The organism is Desulfosporosinus shakirovi (assembly GCF_020595055.1).
In the GTDB taxonomy this organism is placed as follows: domain Bacteria; phylum Bacillota; class Desulfitobacteriia; order Desulfitobacteriales; family Desulfitobacteriaceae; genus Desulfosporosinus; species Desulfosporosinus shakirovi.
Map to the genome: position 1 here is coordinate 64784 of NZ_JAJDOO010000006.1, position 14551 is coordinate 79334.

Consider the following 14551-nt stretch of genomic DNA (forward strand, 5'->3'; position numbering starts at 1 on the left):
TTGGAGGTAAAACAGAGATGATAATTGATTTGACTTACCCTTTACCCAAGGAAAAATTGGAGCAGTTACTGGAATTAGCGACAACAGCTAAGTATTCTGAAAAATTCGGGCACTTTGGAACTCATTTTGACTGTATGGGACATGAATTTTCAATTGATAATTGCAAAAGGAATGGAAAAATATTTGATATAAGTTCTATAAGGGAACGAGAAGTTAACCTAGAAGATATCGACATATCAAAAATTGAAGAAAACGATTTTATAATCTTCTATACCGGGATTATGGAAAAGAACGAATATGCAACGCCAGAATATATGAAAAATAATCCTGAGTTGTCTAATACACTTATTCGTTACCTGATTGATAAGAAGGTAAGTCTTATAGGTTTTGATATGGGAGGAATTAGAAAATCATCTGAACATGCAATCGTAGATCAATATTGCGCCGATAATGGTGTATTTATAATTGAAAATTTAACTAACCTGAATAAACTTATTGAATTCAAAGACAAGCAATTTATTGTGTATACCTATCCAATTCTGATTGTTGGTTCCACTGGACTACCTACACGAGTGATAACAGAAATCTTTCAGTAACAATTATAACTATCATAAAATAATGAACTCTTAGAAAGAAAAACAATGAATAGTTTAAGACAATTTTATCTGAAACTAAAATTACTGAATACAAAAAAATATTATGAGAATAGTAAAGGCTTTAGCCACACTGAGGGAGGTACTGAAGACGGCGGTTCCGCTGTCCGCCCAATGCAATCAAACTTATCCATATATGAATTAACAATAGAGTTTGAACAAAATGAAGACGGTCGATATGCCGGCAGCATTGAACAAATTCCCGCTATAGTTGCGGATGGAGAAACTTTAGAGGAGTTGCGAATGGAATTAGTTTATCATCTCTTTGAATATGCTAAAGATTACTACGCTGATTTTAACCGTTATTTCAACAGTCCCAATCGCCATTCCCACGCCTACTATATCCTCCGAGTGTTACTGGAAGATAACTTAGAATCAGTATCCGGTATGCTTCATGCCTAGTTGGAGTGATTTAGAAAATTACTTAAAGCGAAATGTGTGGGAGTTGGTTAAGCAAAACGGCAGAGATAAAATTTACGAAAAAACTATGCCTGACGGGATGATCCGCAGGACAGCGGTGTCAAAATCTAGTGGTGAAATTGGTAAAGGTTTATTTAGTCGGATACTAAAACAGCAACTTGGAATCAATAAAAAGGATTTTAATTCTCAAAAATTGTCAGTTGTGAAAAACTTAAGGGGATACGCACCTGTATTGCGCATCCCCTTTTTTGACTGTTATTAACTTTTGGCAGTAGTTTATAGTACCCGCCGTTCAATCCGCCGACTACAATAGCCCCAACTCCCGAAGTTCAGCACCTCCACCCGGCTGTGACTCCTCCCGCTGTCCCCGGTGAAGGTGAGGAGCCTCTGCAGAAGGAACCGGGCATCCTGGGTCCGGTTCAGAAAGATCATTTTTCTTAAAGATTACCTTAATCTATTCTAAGCTATAACCGGATTAGCGATCCTTTGGGAGCGTTTTGATGCACCCAGTCTATACCATTTTCATTCGCCAACCTTTGTATATGACCTTTATAGTTGTCATACCAATCTTGAGGGGTTGTTACCGCAGACTTAATATCCTCGCCGCCTAGAATAGTTCTACATAAGTTCATCATGATCTGTCCCTTTAATCCATTTTGTCCGCCTTTTTTAAACTCGGAAAATAAATAGGTCAGGGCTTTATGATCCATAGCGAGAATTGCGTTATATTCAGTTTCATGTGCCTTGATATAATCCTGTGGATTGGACGACATTTGAGGAGAAGACATGATTGTTGTAAGATTTTTCTCAATTTGGTCCATATATGGACCTTGCACCGTGATCTTGTTAGTCTCTGGCGGGATGATCTGTTGACCAAAGGGAATGCTGTTTATGCGGTCTATAAATTTTATAATCGTGCCGGTGTTGCTGGCATAGCCGCGAACATCACCATCCATCAACTGCTCTGCATATTCTCTAGTATGAGGAAAAGTAGATGTGGAAATAGAAGGCGTGTTGGTGATATCAAAGATTGAGCTGTAAATAACATCAACATTGTCCACTAAGCTAAAGAGCATTATGGCATTATGAAAAGCATACGTGTTATCTAGTCCTTCCAACTCACTCACCGTGTAATGAATGGTTATACTATAGGGCGTAGCGGATGTCTGAAGCTCTACGCTATCACGTACGACACCAGCGGGCAAGGGCATGGCATCGATGAGTGCAACAACCTTGCTGTTGTCACCTACGTATTGGGTTTTGTTGGCCATTAATGTCTCCGTTTTAAAGCCTGAGTAAACGCCTGTCGCCAAGAGATCATTCTTCGGATTTGCAGTAAGGAGCACAACCAGAGCAAATGTTACTATTAGCGTTGCTACTACAACCCAAAAAGGAGGTTGCTTGTAGCTTAAAACATTCTTGATCCTTGCTTTCGTGTTGCTTTCTCCAAAGGCTAGTGGACTTCCGGAAATCAACTGACGTTTACCGGTGGCCAGAGCTAACAAAGATTTGCTGTAATCGGCTCTAGTCTCATCGCCGAATAGTTTCAGAACGCTTTCATCGCAGGACATTTCCAGGTCTTTGCTCATCAGAAAAAAGCTGAGCCACATCAACGGATTAAACCAGTGAACTGACAGGACTAGAAACACAAACGGCTTGATGAGGTAATCTAGCCGTTTTATATGCACCCTTTCGTGTGCCAGGATATAGGGTAGCTCACTTTGTGAAATATCTGTTGGAATATAAATCTTAGGTTTTATGAACCCGCAAACAAACGGTGTAACGATTCTATCTGTTTCGAAAATCTCATCTCTTACGAGAGTCGATGTTTTAACATTGTTAATGACCTTCAGATAGGAAATTACATTATATATTATAAGCAGAGCGACACCGACCACCCATACTATACTCAAAATAGCCATAACCATCTGCATGGGGTTCACACTGGCAGTTTGTACCGCCTGCGGCAACGAACTATTGACCACTTTGTTTATGCTATCGACACCAACATCAATACCTGGAGTTTGCATAAGACCCATATTATAGGGCACATAAGCTAAAGCTCCCGTAGTTTGCTGCGTTCCCGGTTTAATCACGGTTAAAAAGCTAAATGTTGATGTGAAAGAGACAGGGATAACAAGTCGTATGAGTACCGCTGACCATAGTGAATATGAAAAAATCCTGGGCATTTTTTTGAGCATTAAACGAGCGATGATAACCCCTATGGCAACAAAGGATGCCGTGATGCTCATGTTGAGGACGGTTGTAAAAACCACTTGTAATGTATTCATTTGATCGCCTGCTCAATGATGGTTTTCAGTGCCGCTGCATCTTTGGATGTTAATCGTTTCCCATCTAAGAAAGCGGTCAAAAATTGTGGTAGCGACCCGTTGAAAGCTTTCTCAATCAATGTTTCACTCTCATATTTTTGGACCTCTTCACGTTTTACGAGTGAAGTGACAACCGCATCTTCGTTTTTCAAGATTCCTCTCTCACTTAATTTTCTGAGGACTGTGTAGGTAGTGGACTTTTTCCACCCTAATTTTTCGAGGCAAAGCCGTACCAGCTCTGTAGAATTCACAGGCTCGTTTTCCCAAATGAGAGATACAAATTTATGTTCTGCATCAAATAACTTGTATTTTTCCATAACGTCACCTCCCCTAAAGTTTATTGCGATAGACCTTGACTTGAGTTTATTGCAATAAACCTTTTCTGTCAATAGGAAGTTTTGTGACTTATTCTAATTCAATAAAAATTCATGATGGAACCCCAATTGATAGATGGAACAAAAAACGCCCACAATAATCGCAGGCGTTCACAATATAATTCTATTTCTTTCTCATCTTCTCTGGAATATACACGCAGAATGGCTCTGAGGCCATATAGTTTCCAGTTGCCGCGTAGGCACGTGCTCTTGATCCGCCACATACTTTGTTGTACTCACAAATACCACATTTACCTTCGTACTTATCAGGTGAACGCAAGTCTTTTAAAATAGGGCTTTCGCGGTAGATGTCGCGCAGTCTATTTTCCTTAACGTTACCAACTACTAATGGTAAAAATCCACTGGGTGAAACGTCACCAGTGTGTGATACGAAGATGAAACCATTTCCATCGTTAACTGCTTTTGGTGCTCTTGCCAGACCGTCAATGAACTGAGCCATGTCACGTGTCTTAGTACCTTCGAACGTGATTCCCTCACCTGTAGTACCATTTTCCTTAGCACGTTGTTGGAATACAACACGACGATAGTGCTGACCGGCAGTTGTTTTTATATCATAAGGCGCATTTTTACTTAACTCGTAAAGCCACTTGAATACTTCTTCGTGCTCAGCAGCTGTTATGCAATCATCCAATGATGCACGTCCAGTTGGAATCATCATTAAAATGTACCAAACCGACGTCTTCAACTCTTTCATCAATTCCGCCATTTGCTCAAGTTGGTGTAAGTTTGCTTTATTAATGCAAGTATTAATTTGGTGAGAAATACCAATTTCGTTTAAATATTTAAGTTTCTCGATTGTTAAATCAAACGTTCCCTCGACTCCACGGAAAGCATCGTGGGTCTTAGCATCTGCACCGTCAATTGAGAAACTCCAACGAGAAATCCCAACTTCTTTGGCCATGTCCATGCGCTCTTTTGTAACTTCAACAGTAGCACTTGGGCTCATCGAAACACGCATTCCTTTTTTAATAGCGTAGTCTGCTAATTCAAAAAGGTCTTTTCGAAGCATGCAGTCCCCACCGGTGAAAACTAGTATCGGGTTGTCCATTGCGTAGATTTCATCGATTAGCGCGATACCTTGCTCGTGGGATAACTCCTCCGGATGCGGATCAGGTTGCGCATCTGCACGACAGTGTTGGCACTTAAGCCCACATGCACGAGTAGTTTCCCAGATTACGATGAACGGGTTCTTATCGTAGTCAACGTTCATTCCTGGGTGCCCGCCTGGATGACCACCTTTACCCTGCGGATGTCCTCCCATTCCGTGAGGATGTCCACCTATTTTCATTTTATTTTCCATCTCAAATCACTCAATCCATTTTAGTTTTCTAAATATAGATTTTACACAGAAATCTGACGAACTTGCCGCAGTTACTCCTTGAGTCCGATACGAAGATTACGATAAGAACTGCTATGTGGGAAATGCTAGCCTCCTCATACCAGAACAGTATTAAGAAATTAGTATATCCACCGAGTTATTTGACGCTTATGGTTGACCTACAATGATAGGTACCTAAACTAATTTTATCTGCTTTGTTTCAAGTAAGTCTTCAATTGCGTTGGTTACAGCTAGGCCACCACAACGAAGTAAAAAGGTATAACCTTCATCATCTAGTTTTAATTGTTCACTCAGAGTTTTTAGTGTACCACCAGTAATCGTAAATCTCGCTATTTCTCGTATGATATAACCGGCAAGTAATCTTTTACGGCATTGAGGCGTATGCTCCCAAAGATTATCTATATCTTCTGTTATCTCATCGGTTTTACAGTCTACCTCTTTTTTATTTTCAGCTCCAGTCATCGAAATAAACTCTTTTAGTTCTTTAGCGAATTTCTCCAAGACTAGTTTTCGTCCTTCTTCATTCTCCCACTTTAATCCGCCTTTTCCACTGGCTAGTTAAGAGCTTTTTCCAGATTATCCAGTGAAACCACTATATTATGACGAACTTATGACAGAGGGACATGTTCAATAACGATTGAACTATATAATTCCCACATATTTATAAATTAATTTTTGCTTCTTTGGGTAGAATTAATATAAACTCAAGGAGGTAATTTTAAATGAAGATTATTAAAAATGACCTGAAGGAAACTAGGGAAAAACGCATTTGTGAGCATTTGTTAAACCTTAATAAGAATAACGATACATTTGCAGTTGAATTGGATAATCTTGATGTAAGGATTTATTCAACGTCTGAAAATGACGACGCAATTATTTATTTGAAAAAGGAGTCTTTTCACAGAAGTACGTGTGAACCTGAAGAACTTTATAGTTCTCTGATTATTTTTTACGACCTTAATGAAAGGTATCGTCTAATATTCAATGCGGATGATACCTTTACTATCAAGACATTGGATTAATAGTTATATTAATCTTTTTTCCATAAACTTCCTCCTCGTAAAGCTATTTTTAATGGGTGTCTTTACAGATTTATCCACAGTAAACTTTTTGTATACAATGATTATCTATAATGTTCCCAGGGGGTTGGACACGGAGCTGAAAAAGCAAGAGAATGAAGGTATGAGTAAGAAAAGAAAAACCTACAGCCCAGCGGAAAAAGCGAAGATCGTTTTAGAGGTTCTCAGAGAGGAAAGTAGTCTCAATGAGATAGCCACCACTATGGAGTCAGTCCACAGCTCATTAGCCGAAGGAAAGTTGAGTTTATTGTACAGTTTGTATGTACTATACTAAGGATATAGGATGTAACCCTCTGTAGTTGATTCGTGTTTACTTGCAATAGAGTTATTTTTTATTCAAAGGCTTCATATATTTTGCAACGATATATGAAGTGACAGCTCCAAGGATCATGAAATTTATATAGTAAATAAATTGAGAGTAGGGTTCATTGTTCATTTGAGAAGCAATTCCGGAAATAGGAGCTAAAATCCCAAACGTTCCAAGCCTCCACATTAAGGAAACACCTATTGCTTTAATAAGATAATAATCTTTTCCCGATATTCTTAATACAATTGCCGTTAAAACTCCTATGGCACAAGTCATAACAAGGGAGTTTGTAATCCCCGTTATATACCCAAAGGGCGTATGGACATAATGTTCTTTTAAGTAAATGTTAGCCCCTGCTTCCCATGGTGCAGTATAATCTGCCCCAAAAGAGCCAGTGATAAGCCAATCCACTATCTCATAGACGATTAAGGCTACCACTCCAGCTAGGGTCCCCACTGCAATTGTATCTCGCATAGACTTTTTCCTCTTTTTACGAAAGAAATTTATAATTACGAAAAAAACTTTTTTCGCTTAGGCACTAACCCCTTTAACATATATTTTAATTGTCTCCAGAACGAATCCCTGTATACACCTTATGCAATTAAAATCGTTACTCTTTTGTTTTCCTTCTCGATTTGTATTTGAACATCTCCCAACTTATTAGCTGTTCCAAAATAGACCAAAGCTGGTGAAATGATTAGAATAACTAACCTCAAATAGTCTCTATTACCTTTGAAAAACTCAAGTATCCCCCTGATTGTAAATGGTTTCATACAACCCCATGCATCGCTTCCATCTATGTGTTGTTTCCATTCTTCTTCCTAAATTATCTGGATTTCTATCACTGGTTCCAAGTGTTAACAATGGCACGTTGCGGTAAACTTTGATTAAGATACTTAGCGAGCCCGTTCGGTGTTTTCCCTCAAGGAAGAGCTTATAAAAAGGATTTCATTAACGATTGTAGAATAAAGATGTCTAGGCCAAATTAGTAATGATAGTCTGTAGCCAAAAGGAGTAAAAGTTGTGTCAAAACAAGCAAATCGCGATGACCCGGAAAAAGCCTTTCTTGATGCGGTAAAAGAAATCAACATAGAAAATGCCGCCCAGACCGAACCATTCTATTCTCTTAAAGAAATACTCGCGCTTAAAAATATGACTGAGTTGCGCCAGCTCGGAAAAGTGCTCCAAGTTAAATATTACAGCAAGCTCCCCAAGGCGGAACTAATTCCTGCTATCGCTGAAACGCTGAAGCAATCTGATACCCTCCGTAACTGCCTTTATACCCTCAATGAAATAGAGTGGGAATTTTTCCAAAAGGCCGCTGCAAAAAAACACCTGCAAACTGACAAAGTCTATATTGATTCCTATCATATACCACAAAAAATGGGGTTGCTCCAATGCTTCTATCACAAGGACAAGCTGTGGTTCATAGTACCGAAAGAACTTAGAGCTACTTTTAGAATAATTTCTGAAACGGACTTCCTTGAGGACAAGCGTTTTCGTGACCTCCTAAACAGATTCGCCATTGCTGCTGTTTCGCTATACGGCGTCATCAGTCAGGATGACTTCGTCGAACTTTTCAATAGTCATAATGAGCGACAAACCAACATCGACGAAATGTTTCCACTCTTGCTTAACAATGTTTACAGTGATGTAGGATATTGCTTTTGGGATGAGTACATAGTTGACGATAGTTTTGAACAAGATGAGTTTGCCGGTGTAAAGAGATTGTTATCAGAGAGAAGCGGGAAACCTAGATATAATCCAAAAAGAGAAGACTTTCTTAAATATTCCGACTGGGAGTATTACGAGGTCACTCCACAGCTTATCACTATAAAACAGCATCTTTCAAAGTTAATTGACGATCCGGATGTAGTTGAGGAAATCCTCGATGAAATTCATAATCTGAGTGCTGCGGAAGCAAGGACACAGAATTTTTTTGATTTGTTGGATTCTGCTGGCGTTGTCTTTGATAATATGGAGCAGGCGGGTGCGATGATGCAACTTATCGTTGATGTACGCAACAATACCCGCTTATGGACTAATTACGGCTATACGCCTAATGAACTTTCTTCACGTGAAAAATCGAACCTACGCTTACTTCCCTCTGTTCAAACTAAGTATAACCAGAAGGTCGGTAGGAACGACCCATGTCCTTGTGGCAGCGGAAGAAAGTATAAGAAATGCTGCGGAAGATAATATGTGCTCCTTAGTTATAAGGGCCAAAACTTCATTTCAAGGCAAGTACTCCTTAAGGATTGCTTGCTCTTTTTTTATTTAGGTTAAACTTAGCCTTGTGTAGGTGAAAAGCGGATCTTGTGTTTATAATATTATAGAAGGAAATATCGCATACAAATTTTCGAAAGGGCTTTAATATGAAGAAAACAGCCAATAATCATGACGCATCCGGATATATTCTAGAGAGCGCTCGCTTAAAGTTTCGCCAAATAACCCACGAAGATTTTGCTTCCCTCAAAGAAATGCTCTCTGACCCCAAGGTCATGTACGCCTGGGAACATACCTTTACTGATGATCAAATTCATGATTGGATACAAACTCAATTATCCTACTACAAGCAAGACAACGCAGGCTATTTTGCTACTATTGAGAAAACAACCGGGGCATTTGTGGGCCAGATGGGTCTCCATCGCTGTGAATTCAATCAGCAAAGTATTTTTGAAGTTTGCTACATGCTCAAGCACCGGTACTGGCACTCCGGCTATGCTTTGGAGGGTGTCCGGGCACTGACAAATTATGCTTTTAGAGAAATAAGTTTGCCTGAGGTCTATGCCCAGATCAAAACAAATAACGCTCCTTCCATAACTGTTGATGAGGGTGTTTTTTTGTGGAATCAAGTTTATTTAGAAGGCTATGTGGTCTTTTCTTGTCGTGTGCTTTGCGGATATCGCAATAGGATTGCGGCATCTTACAGTACGATTTTCGGTGCAAAAATATCCATTTTGATATAAAATTCTTAGATGAGCGAATATAATTTTCTCGCTTAACTCAGCAAATAATTGTGAAGTGAGATTCACATGAGATAGGAGAAGTTATGTTCACGGCATAACAATGGTCGGGATTCGTTAGACGCAGCAGAACAGAATCTTGATAAGATTCATGAGAGATCAGCCTAGGTTTCAACACATCCCCCCCAAATTTCATAATCAAAGGTAAAGGTAATAAATGTTACCAATACAACTCGTGAAATGTATAATGAATAATGTTATTTGCGTCCCAAAAAGTGCACTTAGTGGGGGACTAAGCTGGATTAGTTAGACCTCAAAACCGCCGAATTTTTAATCTCGTTTAAACTGCTGAATTCTGTCTGGCTTGGATGAAAATCAGGATTAAATTGTCCCAAAAATTGATTTAATAAACTCATCGAGTTGATTATAATCAAAGCCGTTTTTAACAATCTCGTAATCCTCGAAACGACCGTCTATTTTTATATTTAATGGGTGACCAAAGGTGATTGTCATTTCTTTCTGATCATTGATATAAAACACAGCCGCAGTTTTCCACCCCACCGCTAATTTCGGATTTTTTGCTTTTTTTAGCAAATAACCCTCCAGATAGCCTGTAAATTCTTTAACCTTTTGTTTATCCTCAACAATTATTGGCTTACCGGGTGAAACCTCCATATCAAATAATTCAATTTTTGTTATATCGCCGAAGTTTATCTTCGTCATATCACTTATGGTTTTCACCTCAAAATCAATAGTTTCCGAGCTTATGATTGTCGATTCAGGTATTGCATCGCCAAGAACCACGACATTATAATTGTTAATCAAATTATTATCCAAGTATTCTTTTTGTGATATCGAATTTTCTCCAACTAAAAGCAGTGGATTACAATTATTGCTTGCTGCAGCCGCACCTGATAATCCGTCAGCAAAATTCTTACCTGAAGTTAAATAAATAGCATTCAGATCCATTTCACTCTTAAACTTATCAATAACTGCTAAGTTCCTTTGATATTTATCTTCTCCGTTTATTGCCTCAACATTAGGCAGTTCACTTACTAAAGCCGCGTCTAAGGACGAACCTGCACCAATAACATAGGTTTTGGTTATGTTATGTATCTTTAAATATTCCTTTACAATATCCGGGATTACATTATGCCGGACGTAAATAATCGGCATGTTCTTTTTAGCCGCTATAGGTGCAACAGATAAGGCGTCAGCAAAATCTTCTCCGGTTACAATGAAGATTTCATTGACATTGTCCAGTTGGTTGGCAGCCACTATGTTGGTTTCATATTTGTCCTGACCGCTTAATCTGTCAGTTTCAATACCCATGGCCTGCAATTGAGCTTCTACAGACGACGAAATCACGCCCGGTCCGCCGATTATGGTAATATATTTAACATTTAAGTCCTTTATCAGCTTCAGGGTTTCAGCGGGTATATAATTGCTTTGGGTCAAAAGTATAGGCGCATTTTGAGGACCACGACCATATTTTTGAGTTAGGGGTACTGCACTTAACGCATCCGGAAAATCTTCTCCATATACGAGTATGGCATGAATAGCTTCCTCCCAGACATCAGATATAATTTCTGCCGAAGCAGCATACCGATCAATACCTGACAGGTTTTTCGTATTCGCTTGTATGTCAGTCGGAAAGGAAAATAAGAAAACCCCTATCACTAACAAAATCACCGGACTAAACCTGATCTTAAACATTCGATCACTTCTTTCTCTAAATGAATTGAGGTCATTATCCCATACCTTCAGATGTTCACTGCTTTGCTCTTCACCTAATTAGCTGAGAGTCCACAAGCTTTGATAAGCAGGTGGCTTGAGCAACCATTAGACCGGACAAATCATTACCCCCTCAACCAATGATCTTTATATCTCCTCTTCACTATAAAAAGTCTTTTTCCTCCCAAATAAAGCAATTAAATAAAAATAAAAAGCTGAATGACAAGTCGCCTTGCGAGCCATGCACGGTCATTTTCCGGACACTGTCTCCGCATTTTAGGTCAATTATATCGCCTACCGGATGATTAAAGGAGCTTGTTTCTGCGTTTCTCCTGTCATCCGCCTGCACACCTTCCGGAATGTAATTTCCCGATGCAAGCTTAGCCCCGTTCCTCAAGCAATTTTTCCCTTACAAAGGTTCTTCCGGGGGCACCTGCCAGCATGAACAATAATTCAAATTCCTTCAGCGGAAGTGTGATCTCTTCGATTTCTGTCTTCACCAGATATTTGATTCTGATCAATGATGATTTTTCCCACTTCAATAGTTTTTGATAAGGCTATATTACACCGTTTCAGAAGGGCTTTCACACGTGCTGTAAGCTCCTCCGGTTCAAAGGGTTTTGTCAGATAGTCATCCGCACCAAGTTACAAAGCCCTCTTTTTTTAGGATTAATCGGATTAGTTCACGTATATTTTCATCATCAACCACTATAATCTTGTTCATTGGCAATTTCCTCGACGCGAACTCTCCGCAGATTGCCCACAACAGAACCAAGCTAGCTCATCTGCTGAATTCTTTAATTTAATCAACTATTGCTTTAAGAAATCAAGTACAATCTGATTAAATTCTTCCGGCTTTTCCACATTAGGAAAGTGACTACAATCTTTCATCGTCACTTCCTTGGAGTGCTTGATCTTCTCGCGAATATACTCTCCTATCTTGAGAATAATTTCGCTATCTTTATCAGCAGAAATGAATAAAACCGGGATCTGAATCTCTGCCAAGCGTTCGTAAGGAGAAGGCTTCAACTCAGTCTCCCACATAGGATTCCATCGAAATATTTTGGTTGACTCTTTGACTATTTTAATAACCTTAGCTCTGGCGTCTGCCCTGTTTAGCGATGGAAAAAAGTATTCATAAAAAGGATTGGAAATAAACTTCAGTATCGCAACTTCAGGCCCTTCGGATTGCCCCGTAATATATATATTCACCATTTCAGAAATAAAATTAGGCGGATAAGGATACCCCGTCAAGCTAGGGCAAACCAAGACCAAGTTTTTTACCATTTTTGGATATTGTAGAGCAAAATCAGTCGCAAGAGCTCCTCCAGCAGATGATCCAATAATTGTAATTTCTCTTAGTTCTAAAGCGTCCATCAATGATTTAAAATCTTCCAAATGTGAAAAAGCATCTATGGGAAGATCCGATTTTCCATGCCCTCGTTTATCAAAACAGATCACTTTATACTTGCTCGATAAGGAATCGATTTGGTAGTCCCAAATACGATGATTGCAAAATGGGCCCCCATGAATAAGAACTAATGGATCGCCTTCTCCTTTTATAGAATAATACAAACGAGTGTTATTAATTTTCAGATAACCCTTAATATCTGACATAATAATTACCTCCTTGTTATTTACTTTCTTCGTGAAGATTATTATGAATTTTCAAGGCTTCATCACACCATTCGACAATCATTTTTGCCATACGTATTCCAAAGTCTGCAGATAATTTCCAGTATTCAGACTCAAGGCAGGCACGGCTGTCCTGACTTGCCTTTCTAATGATTTCGGCTTGGTCTGTTTCGTAAAAGTTCAGCAGGTTTTCGTAATAATTACGGAATTCCTCCAGGTGACCGGAAAACTTCTCTGGGTCTGCCTTATTGGCAAAAAAGACTTTGACTAATGCTGAGTATTTTTGTTCAATTTTTTCCAGAGGCTCATTTAGCCAGCGTTGAAGTTCTTCTAGCCCCTCTTCGGTTATACTATAAACTTTACGGTTTGGTTTTCCTTTTTGAATTTCAATTTCTGCCTTCAACCAGCACTGGGATTCCATTTGATTTAAAGTACGATAAATTTGAGGCAAAGTGGCATTCCAAAAAATCTTAATAGAATGGTCGAAGTCATCTTTTAGTTGATAGCCAGTTGTTGGATGGTAACGTATTAAACCTAGCAATGCATGGGCTAAAGACAATTCTAATCCCCCCATTCGTATAGTATTATATATACCAATGCACATATAATACTATGCTTCTATAATTAAGTAAATATTAATAATGTCAGTTCAAACACAAGTTAATTTCCTAGGCTTTGAATTTATTGCACACTCCTCCCCCTCATCCCACTCATCGACTCAAAAACAAAATACGTTGGCGTGAGAATTTCTATCTTCTCAACCAACGTATTAAATATTTCTTGCTGAGCACAAGGAAACATATGGCTTTACAAAACTTACAATGAAGTAACACCCACCTGCCTTGAGTAGACAAAAAAAATATCGCCTGAGCCTGATAGGGCCTTGGCGGCAAGTGCTTTTCGGTAACATATACTACTAGCTTAAACGGAAAACTCCACCATTCCCAAATTCAAATGTATAGTGGATCAGATGTCAAGACAAAAATAATCCTAAAGATAATGTACCAGATATTGCATAGTAGTAGTCTTCATTTAGTTAGAGCGCAACATTGAATTTTGTGCTATGTAGTGACTACCGACTGTAGGACTACGCACTCATTTGCAGTAAAGCAAGGTAATATATATCTGCCGGAAAATGCCCAGGAAGAACAAGCCTCCATATATAGCGAAAAAGAATGCCTTGGCTGCCACCGGAGATTCGTTCCATATCTATCCATGACATCCCCTCCCTTTTCGCCTGCCAATCTCATACAAACACTGCTTTACATCTGCAATGGCTGGATCAGCATAAAATATTAGCCGCATTTTTTATCACAGTCACTAATTCATCCCTTTTCGTGCCGCTAACGCAAACATCATAAAAACCCATATCCTTAAGAATTTTAACATCCTGGGGCGGAATGACTCCGCCAATGACAAAGGCCATACTTTTATCAATCCCTTTTTGTCTGGCTAATTCCAAAAGATGTTTGCCTGTACGCAAATGAGCTCCCGATAGTGAGCTGACCCCAATAATTTGTACATCTTCTTCCATGGCTGCTTTAAGGGCATTTTCTGCAGTGGTGTTGCCCATATAGACAACTTCCATACCTTCTTCTTTTAAAATGGTACTCACGACGATGATTCCGCGATTATGTGTCTCGGGTCCGAGACAACACATTAAAACTTTAATTCTTTTAGCTTCCAATGTTGT

Annotated in this window: 19 protein-coding genes; 7 read left to right on the forward strand and 12 right to left on the reverse strand. The window is 39.1% G+C overall.

The features are described from left to right. The first annotated feature begins 17 nt into the window (after positions 1-17). The 3 genes from LJE72_RS07070 to LJE72_RS26700 are packed head-to-tail and all read left to right on the forward strand — an operon-like array spanning position 18 to position 1335. A complete protein-coding gene (locus LJE72_RS07070; protein WP_229246921.1) occupies positions 18-596 on the forward strand; it encodes a cyclase family protein in 579 nt (192 codons plus the stop codon). 45 nt (positions 597-641) lie between these two features. Continuing rightward, a complete protein-coding gene (locus tag LJE72_RS07075; RefSeq protein ID WP_229246922.1) occupies positions 642-1055 on the forward strand; it encodes a hypothetical protein in 414 nt (137 codons plus the stop codon). Next, the gene (locus LJE72_RS26700; protein WP_396390585.1) at positions 1048-1335 is read left to right on the forward strand and encodes a type II toxin-antitoxin system HicA family toxin; all 288 of its coding nucleotides are present in this window, start codon (positions 1048-1050) and stop codon (positions 1333-1335) included. The genes LJE72_RS07075 and LJE72_RS26700 overlap by 8 nt, the downstream gene beginning before the upstream one ends. 202 nt (positions 1336-1537) lie before the next feature. Here LJE72_RS26700 and LJE72_RS07080 read toward each other — a convergent pair whose 3' ends face one another. The 4 genes from LJE72_RS07080 to LJE72_RS07095 form a co-directional block, all read right to left on the reverse strand. Continuing rightward, positions 1538-3364: a M56 family metallopeptidase gene (locus LJE72_RS07080; protein ID WP_229246923.1), complete on the reverse strand. Its 1827-nt coding sequence runs from the start codon at positions 3362-3364 to the stop codon at positions 1538-1540. Beyond that, complete coding sequence (locus tag LJE72_RS07085) at positions 3361-3720, reverse strand: BlaI/MecI/CopY family transcriptional regulator (protein WP_229246924.1); 360 nt, start codon at positions 3718-3720, stop codon at positions 3361-3363. Before LJE72_RS07085 ends, LJE72_RS07080 begins: the two co-directional genes overlap by 4 nt. 181 nt (positions 3721-3901) lie before the next feature. Continuing rightward, positions 3902-5098: a TIGR04053 family radical SAM/SPASM domain-containing protein gene (locus tag LJE72_RS07090; protein WP_229246925.1), complete on the reverse strand. Its 1197-nt coding sequence runs from the start codon at positions 5096-5098 to the stop codon at positions 3902-3904. Positions 5099-5311: 213 nt separating this feature from the next. Beyond that, positions 5312-5638 (reverse strand): hypothetical protein, encoded by a 327-nt coding sequence (locus LJE72_RS07095; protein WP_229246926.1) that lies wholly within the window; start codon positions 5636-5638, stop codon positions 5312-5314. A gap of 221 nt (positions 5639-5859) precedes the next feature. On the opposite strand from LJE72_RS07095, the gene LJE72_RS07100 reads away from it, so the two are divergent. Further along, on the forward strand, positions 5860-6159 hold the full coding sequence (locus tag LJE72_RS07100) for a hypothetical protein (RefSeq protein ID WP_229246927.1): 300 nt from the start codon (positions 5860-5862) through the stop codon (positions 6157-6159). Between the two features lie 160 nt (positions 6160-6319). After that, positions 6320-6490, forward strand: coding sequence for a transposase (locus tag LJE72_RS07105; RefSeq protein WP_229246928.1), 171 nt, complete (start codon positions 6320-6322; stop codon positions 6488-6490). Positions 6491-6541: 51 nt separating this feature from the next. Here LJE72_RS07105 and LJE72_RS07110 read toward each other — a convergent pair whose 3' ends face one another. After that, the gene (locus LJE72_RS07110) at positions 6542-6997 is read right to left on the reverse strand and encodes a hypothetical protein (protein ID WP_229246929.1); all 456 of its coding nucleotides are present in this window, start codon (positions 6995-6997) and stop codon (positions 6542-6544) included. Positions 6998-7116: 119 nt separating this feature from the next. Next, entirely contained in the window at positions 7117-7296 is a 180-nt protein-coding gene (locus tag LJE72_RS07115; RefSeq protein ID WP_229246930.1) for a hypothetical protein, read from the reverse strand. Between the two features lie 250 nt (positions 7297-7546). Between LJE72_RS07115 and LJE72_RS07120 the strand changes: the two genes are divergently transcribed. Further along, positions 7547-8722 carry a Rho termination factor N-terminal domain-containing protein gene (locus LJE72_RS07120; protein WP_229246931.1) on the forward strand — a complete coding sequence of 392 codons (1176 nt, stop codon included), beginning with the start codon at positions 7547-7549 and terminating at the stop codon, positions 8720-8722. A gap of 176 nt (positions 8723-8898) precedes the next feature. Further along, positions 8899-9492 (forward strand): GNAT family N-acetyltransferase, encoded by a 594-nt coding sequence (locus LJE72_RS07125; RefSeq protein WP_229246932.1) that lies wholly within the window; start codon positions 8899-8901, stop codon positions 9490-9492. Between the two features lie 378 nt (positions 9493-9870). Here LJE72_RS07125 and LJE72_RS07130 read toward each other — a convergent pair whose 3' ends face one another. From LJE72_RS07130 to LJE72_RS07150, 6 genes are all read right to left on the reverse strand, one after another. Beyond that, a complete protein-coding gene (locus LJE72_RS07130) occupies positions 9871-11205 on the reverse strand; it encodes a cell wall-binding repeat-containing protein (protein WP_229246933.1) in 1335 nt (444 codons plus the stop codon). 398 nt (positions 11206-11603) lie between these two features. After that, entirely contained in the window at positions 11604-11744 is a 141-nt protein-coding gene (locus LJE72_RS07135) for a helix-turn-helix domain-containing protein (protein WP_229246934.1), read from the reverse strand. 289 nt (positions 11745-12033) lie between these two features. After that, positions 12034-12840 (reverse strand): alpha/beta fold hydrolase, encoded by an 807-nt coding sequence (locus LJE72_RS07140; RefSeq protein WP_229246935.1) that lies wholly within the window; start codon positions 12838-12840, stop codon positions 12034-12036. Between the two features lie 16 nt (positions 12841-12856). Next, a complete protein-coding gene (locus LJE72_RS07145) occupies positions 12857-13417 on the reverse strand; it encodes a PadR family transcriptional regulator (protein WP_229246936.1) in 561 nt (186 codons plus the stop codon). Between the two features lie 528 nt (positions 13418-13945). Continuing rightward, a complete protein-coding gene (locus LJE72_RS26175) occupies positions 13946-14080 on the reverse strand; it encodes a hypothetical protein (protein WP_282437854.1) in 135 nt (44 codons plus the stop codon). Positions 14081-14140: 60 nt separating this feature from the next. Then, complete coding sequence (locus LJE72_RS07150) at positions 14141-14545, reverse strand: cobalamin B12-binding domain-containing protein (protein WP_229246937.1); 405 nt, start codon at positions 14543-14545, stop codon at positions 14141-14143. Positions 14546-14551 lie beyond the last annotated feature (6 nt).

Bases quoted from the DNA above. Each gene is read 5' to 3' on its own strand.
- LJE72_RS07070 (WP_229246921.1), top strand. From the start codon at position 18: ATGATAATTGATTTGACTTACCCTTTACCCAAGGAAAAATTGGAGCAG.
- LJE72_RS07075 (WP_229246922.1), top strand. From the start codon at position 642: ATGAATAGTTTAAGACAATTTTATCTGAAACTAAAATTACTGAATACA.
- LJE72_RS26700 (WP_396390585.1), top strand. From the start codon at position 1,048: ATGCCTAGTTGGAGTGATTTAGAAAATTACTTAAAGCGAAATGTGTGG.
- LJE72_RS07080 (WP_229246923.1), bottom strand. From the start codon at position 3,364: ATGAATACATTACAAGTGGTTTTTACAACCGTCCTCAACATGAGCATC.
- LJE72_RS07085 (WP_229246924.1), bottom strand. From the start codon at position 3,720: ATGGAAAAATACAAGTTATTTGATGCAGAACATAAATTTGTATCTCTC.
- LJE72_RS07090 (WP_229246925.1), bottom strand. From the start codon at position 5,098: ATGGAAAATAAAATGAAAATAGGTGGACATCCTCACGGAATGGGAGGA.
- LJE72_RS07100 (WP_229246927.1), top strand. From the start codon at position 5,860: ATGAAGATTATTAAAAATGACCTGAAGGAAACTAGGGAAAAACGCATT.
- LJE72_RS07105 (WP_229246928.1), top strand. From the start codon at position 6,320: ATGAGTAAGAAAAGAAAAACCTACAGCCCAGCGGAAAAAGCGAAGATC.
- LJE72_RS07110 (WP_229246929.1), bottom strand. From the start codon at position 6,997: ATGCGAGATACAATTGCAGTGGGGACCCTAGCTGGAGTGGTAGCCTTA.
- LJE72_RS07115 (WP_229246930.1), bottom strand. From the start codon at position 7,296: ATGAAACCATTTACAATCAGGGGGATACTTGAGTTTTTCAAAGGTAAT.
- LJE72_RS07125 (WP_229246932.1), top strand. From the start codon at position 8,899: ATGAAGAAAACAGCCAATAATCATGACGCATCCGGATATATTCTAGAG.
- LJE72_RS07130 (WP_229246933.1), bottom strand. From the start codon at position 11,205: ATGTTTAAGATCAGGTTTAGTCCGGTGATTTTGTTAGTGATAGGGGTT.
- LJE72_RS07140 (WP_229246935.1), bottom strand. From the start codon at position 12,840: ATGTCAGATATTAAGGGTTATCTGAAAATTAATAACACTCGTTTGTAT.
- LJE72_RS26175 (WP_282437854.1), bottom strand. From the start codon at position 14,080: ATGTCATGGATAGATATGGAACGAATCTCCGGTGGCAGCCAAGGCATT.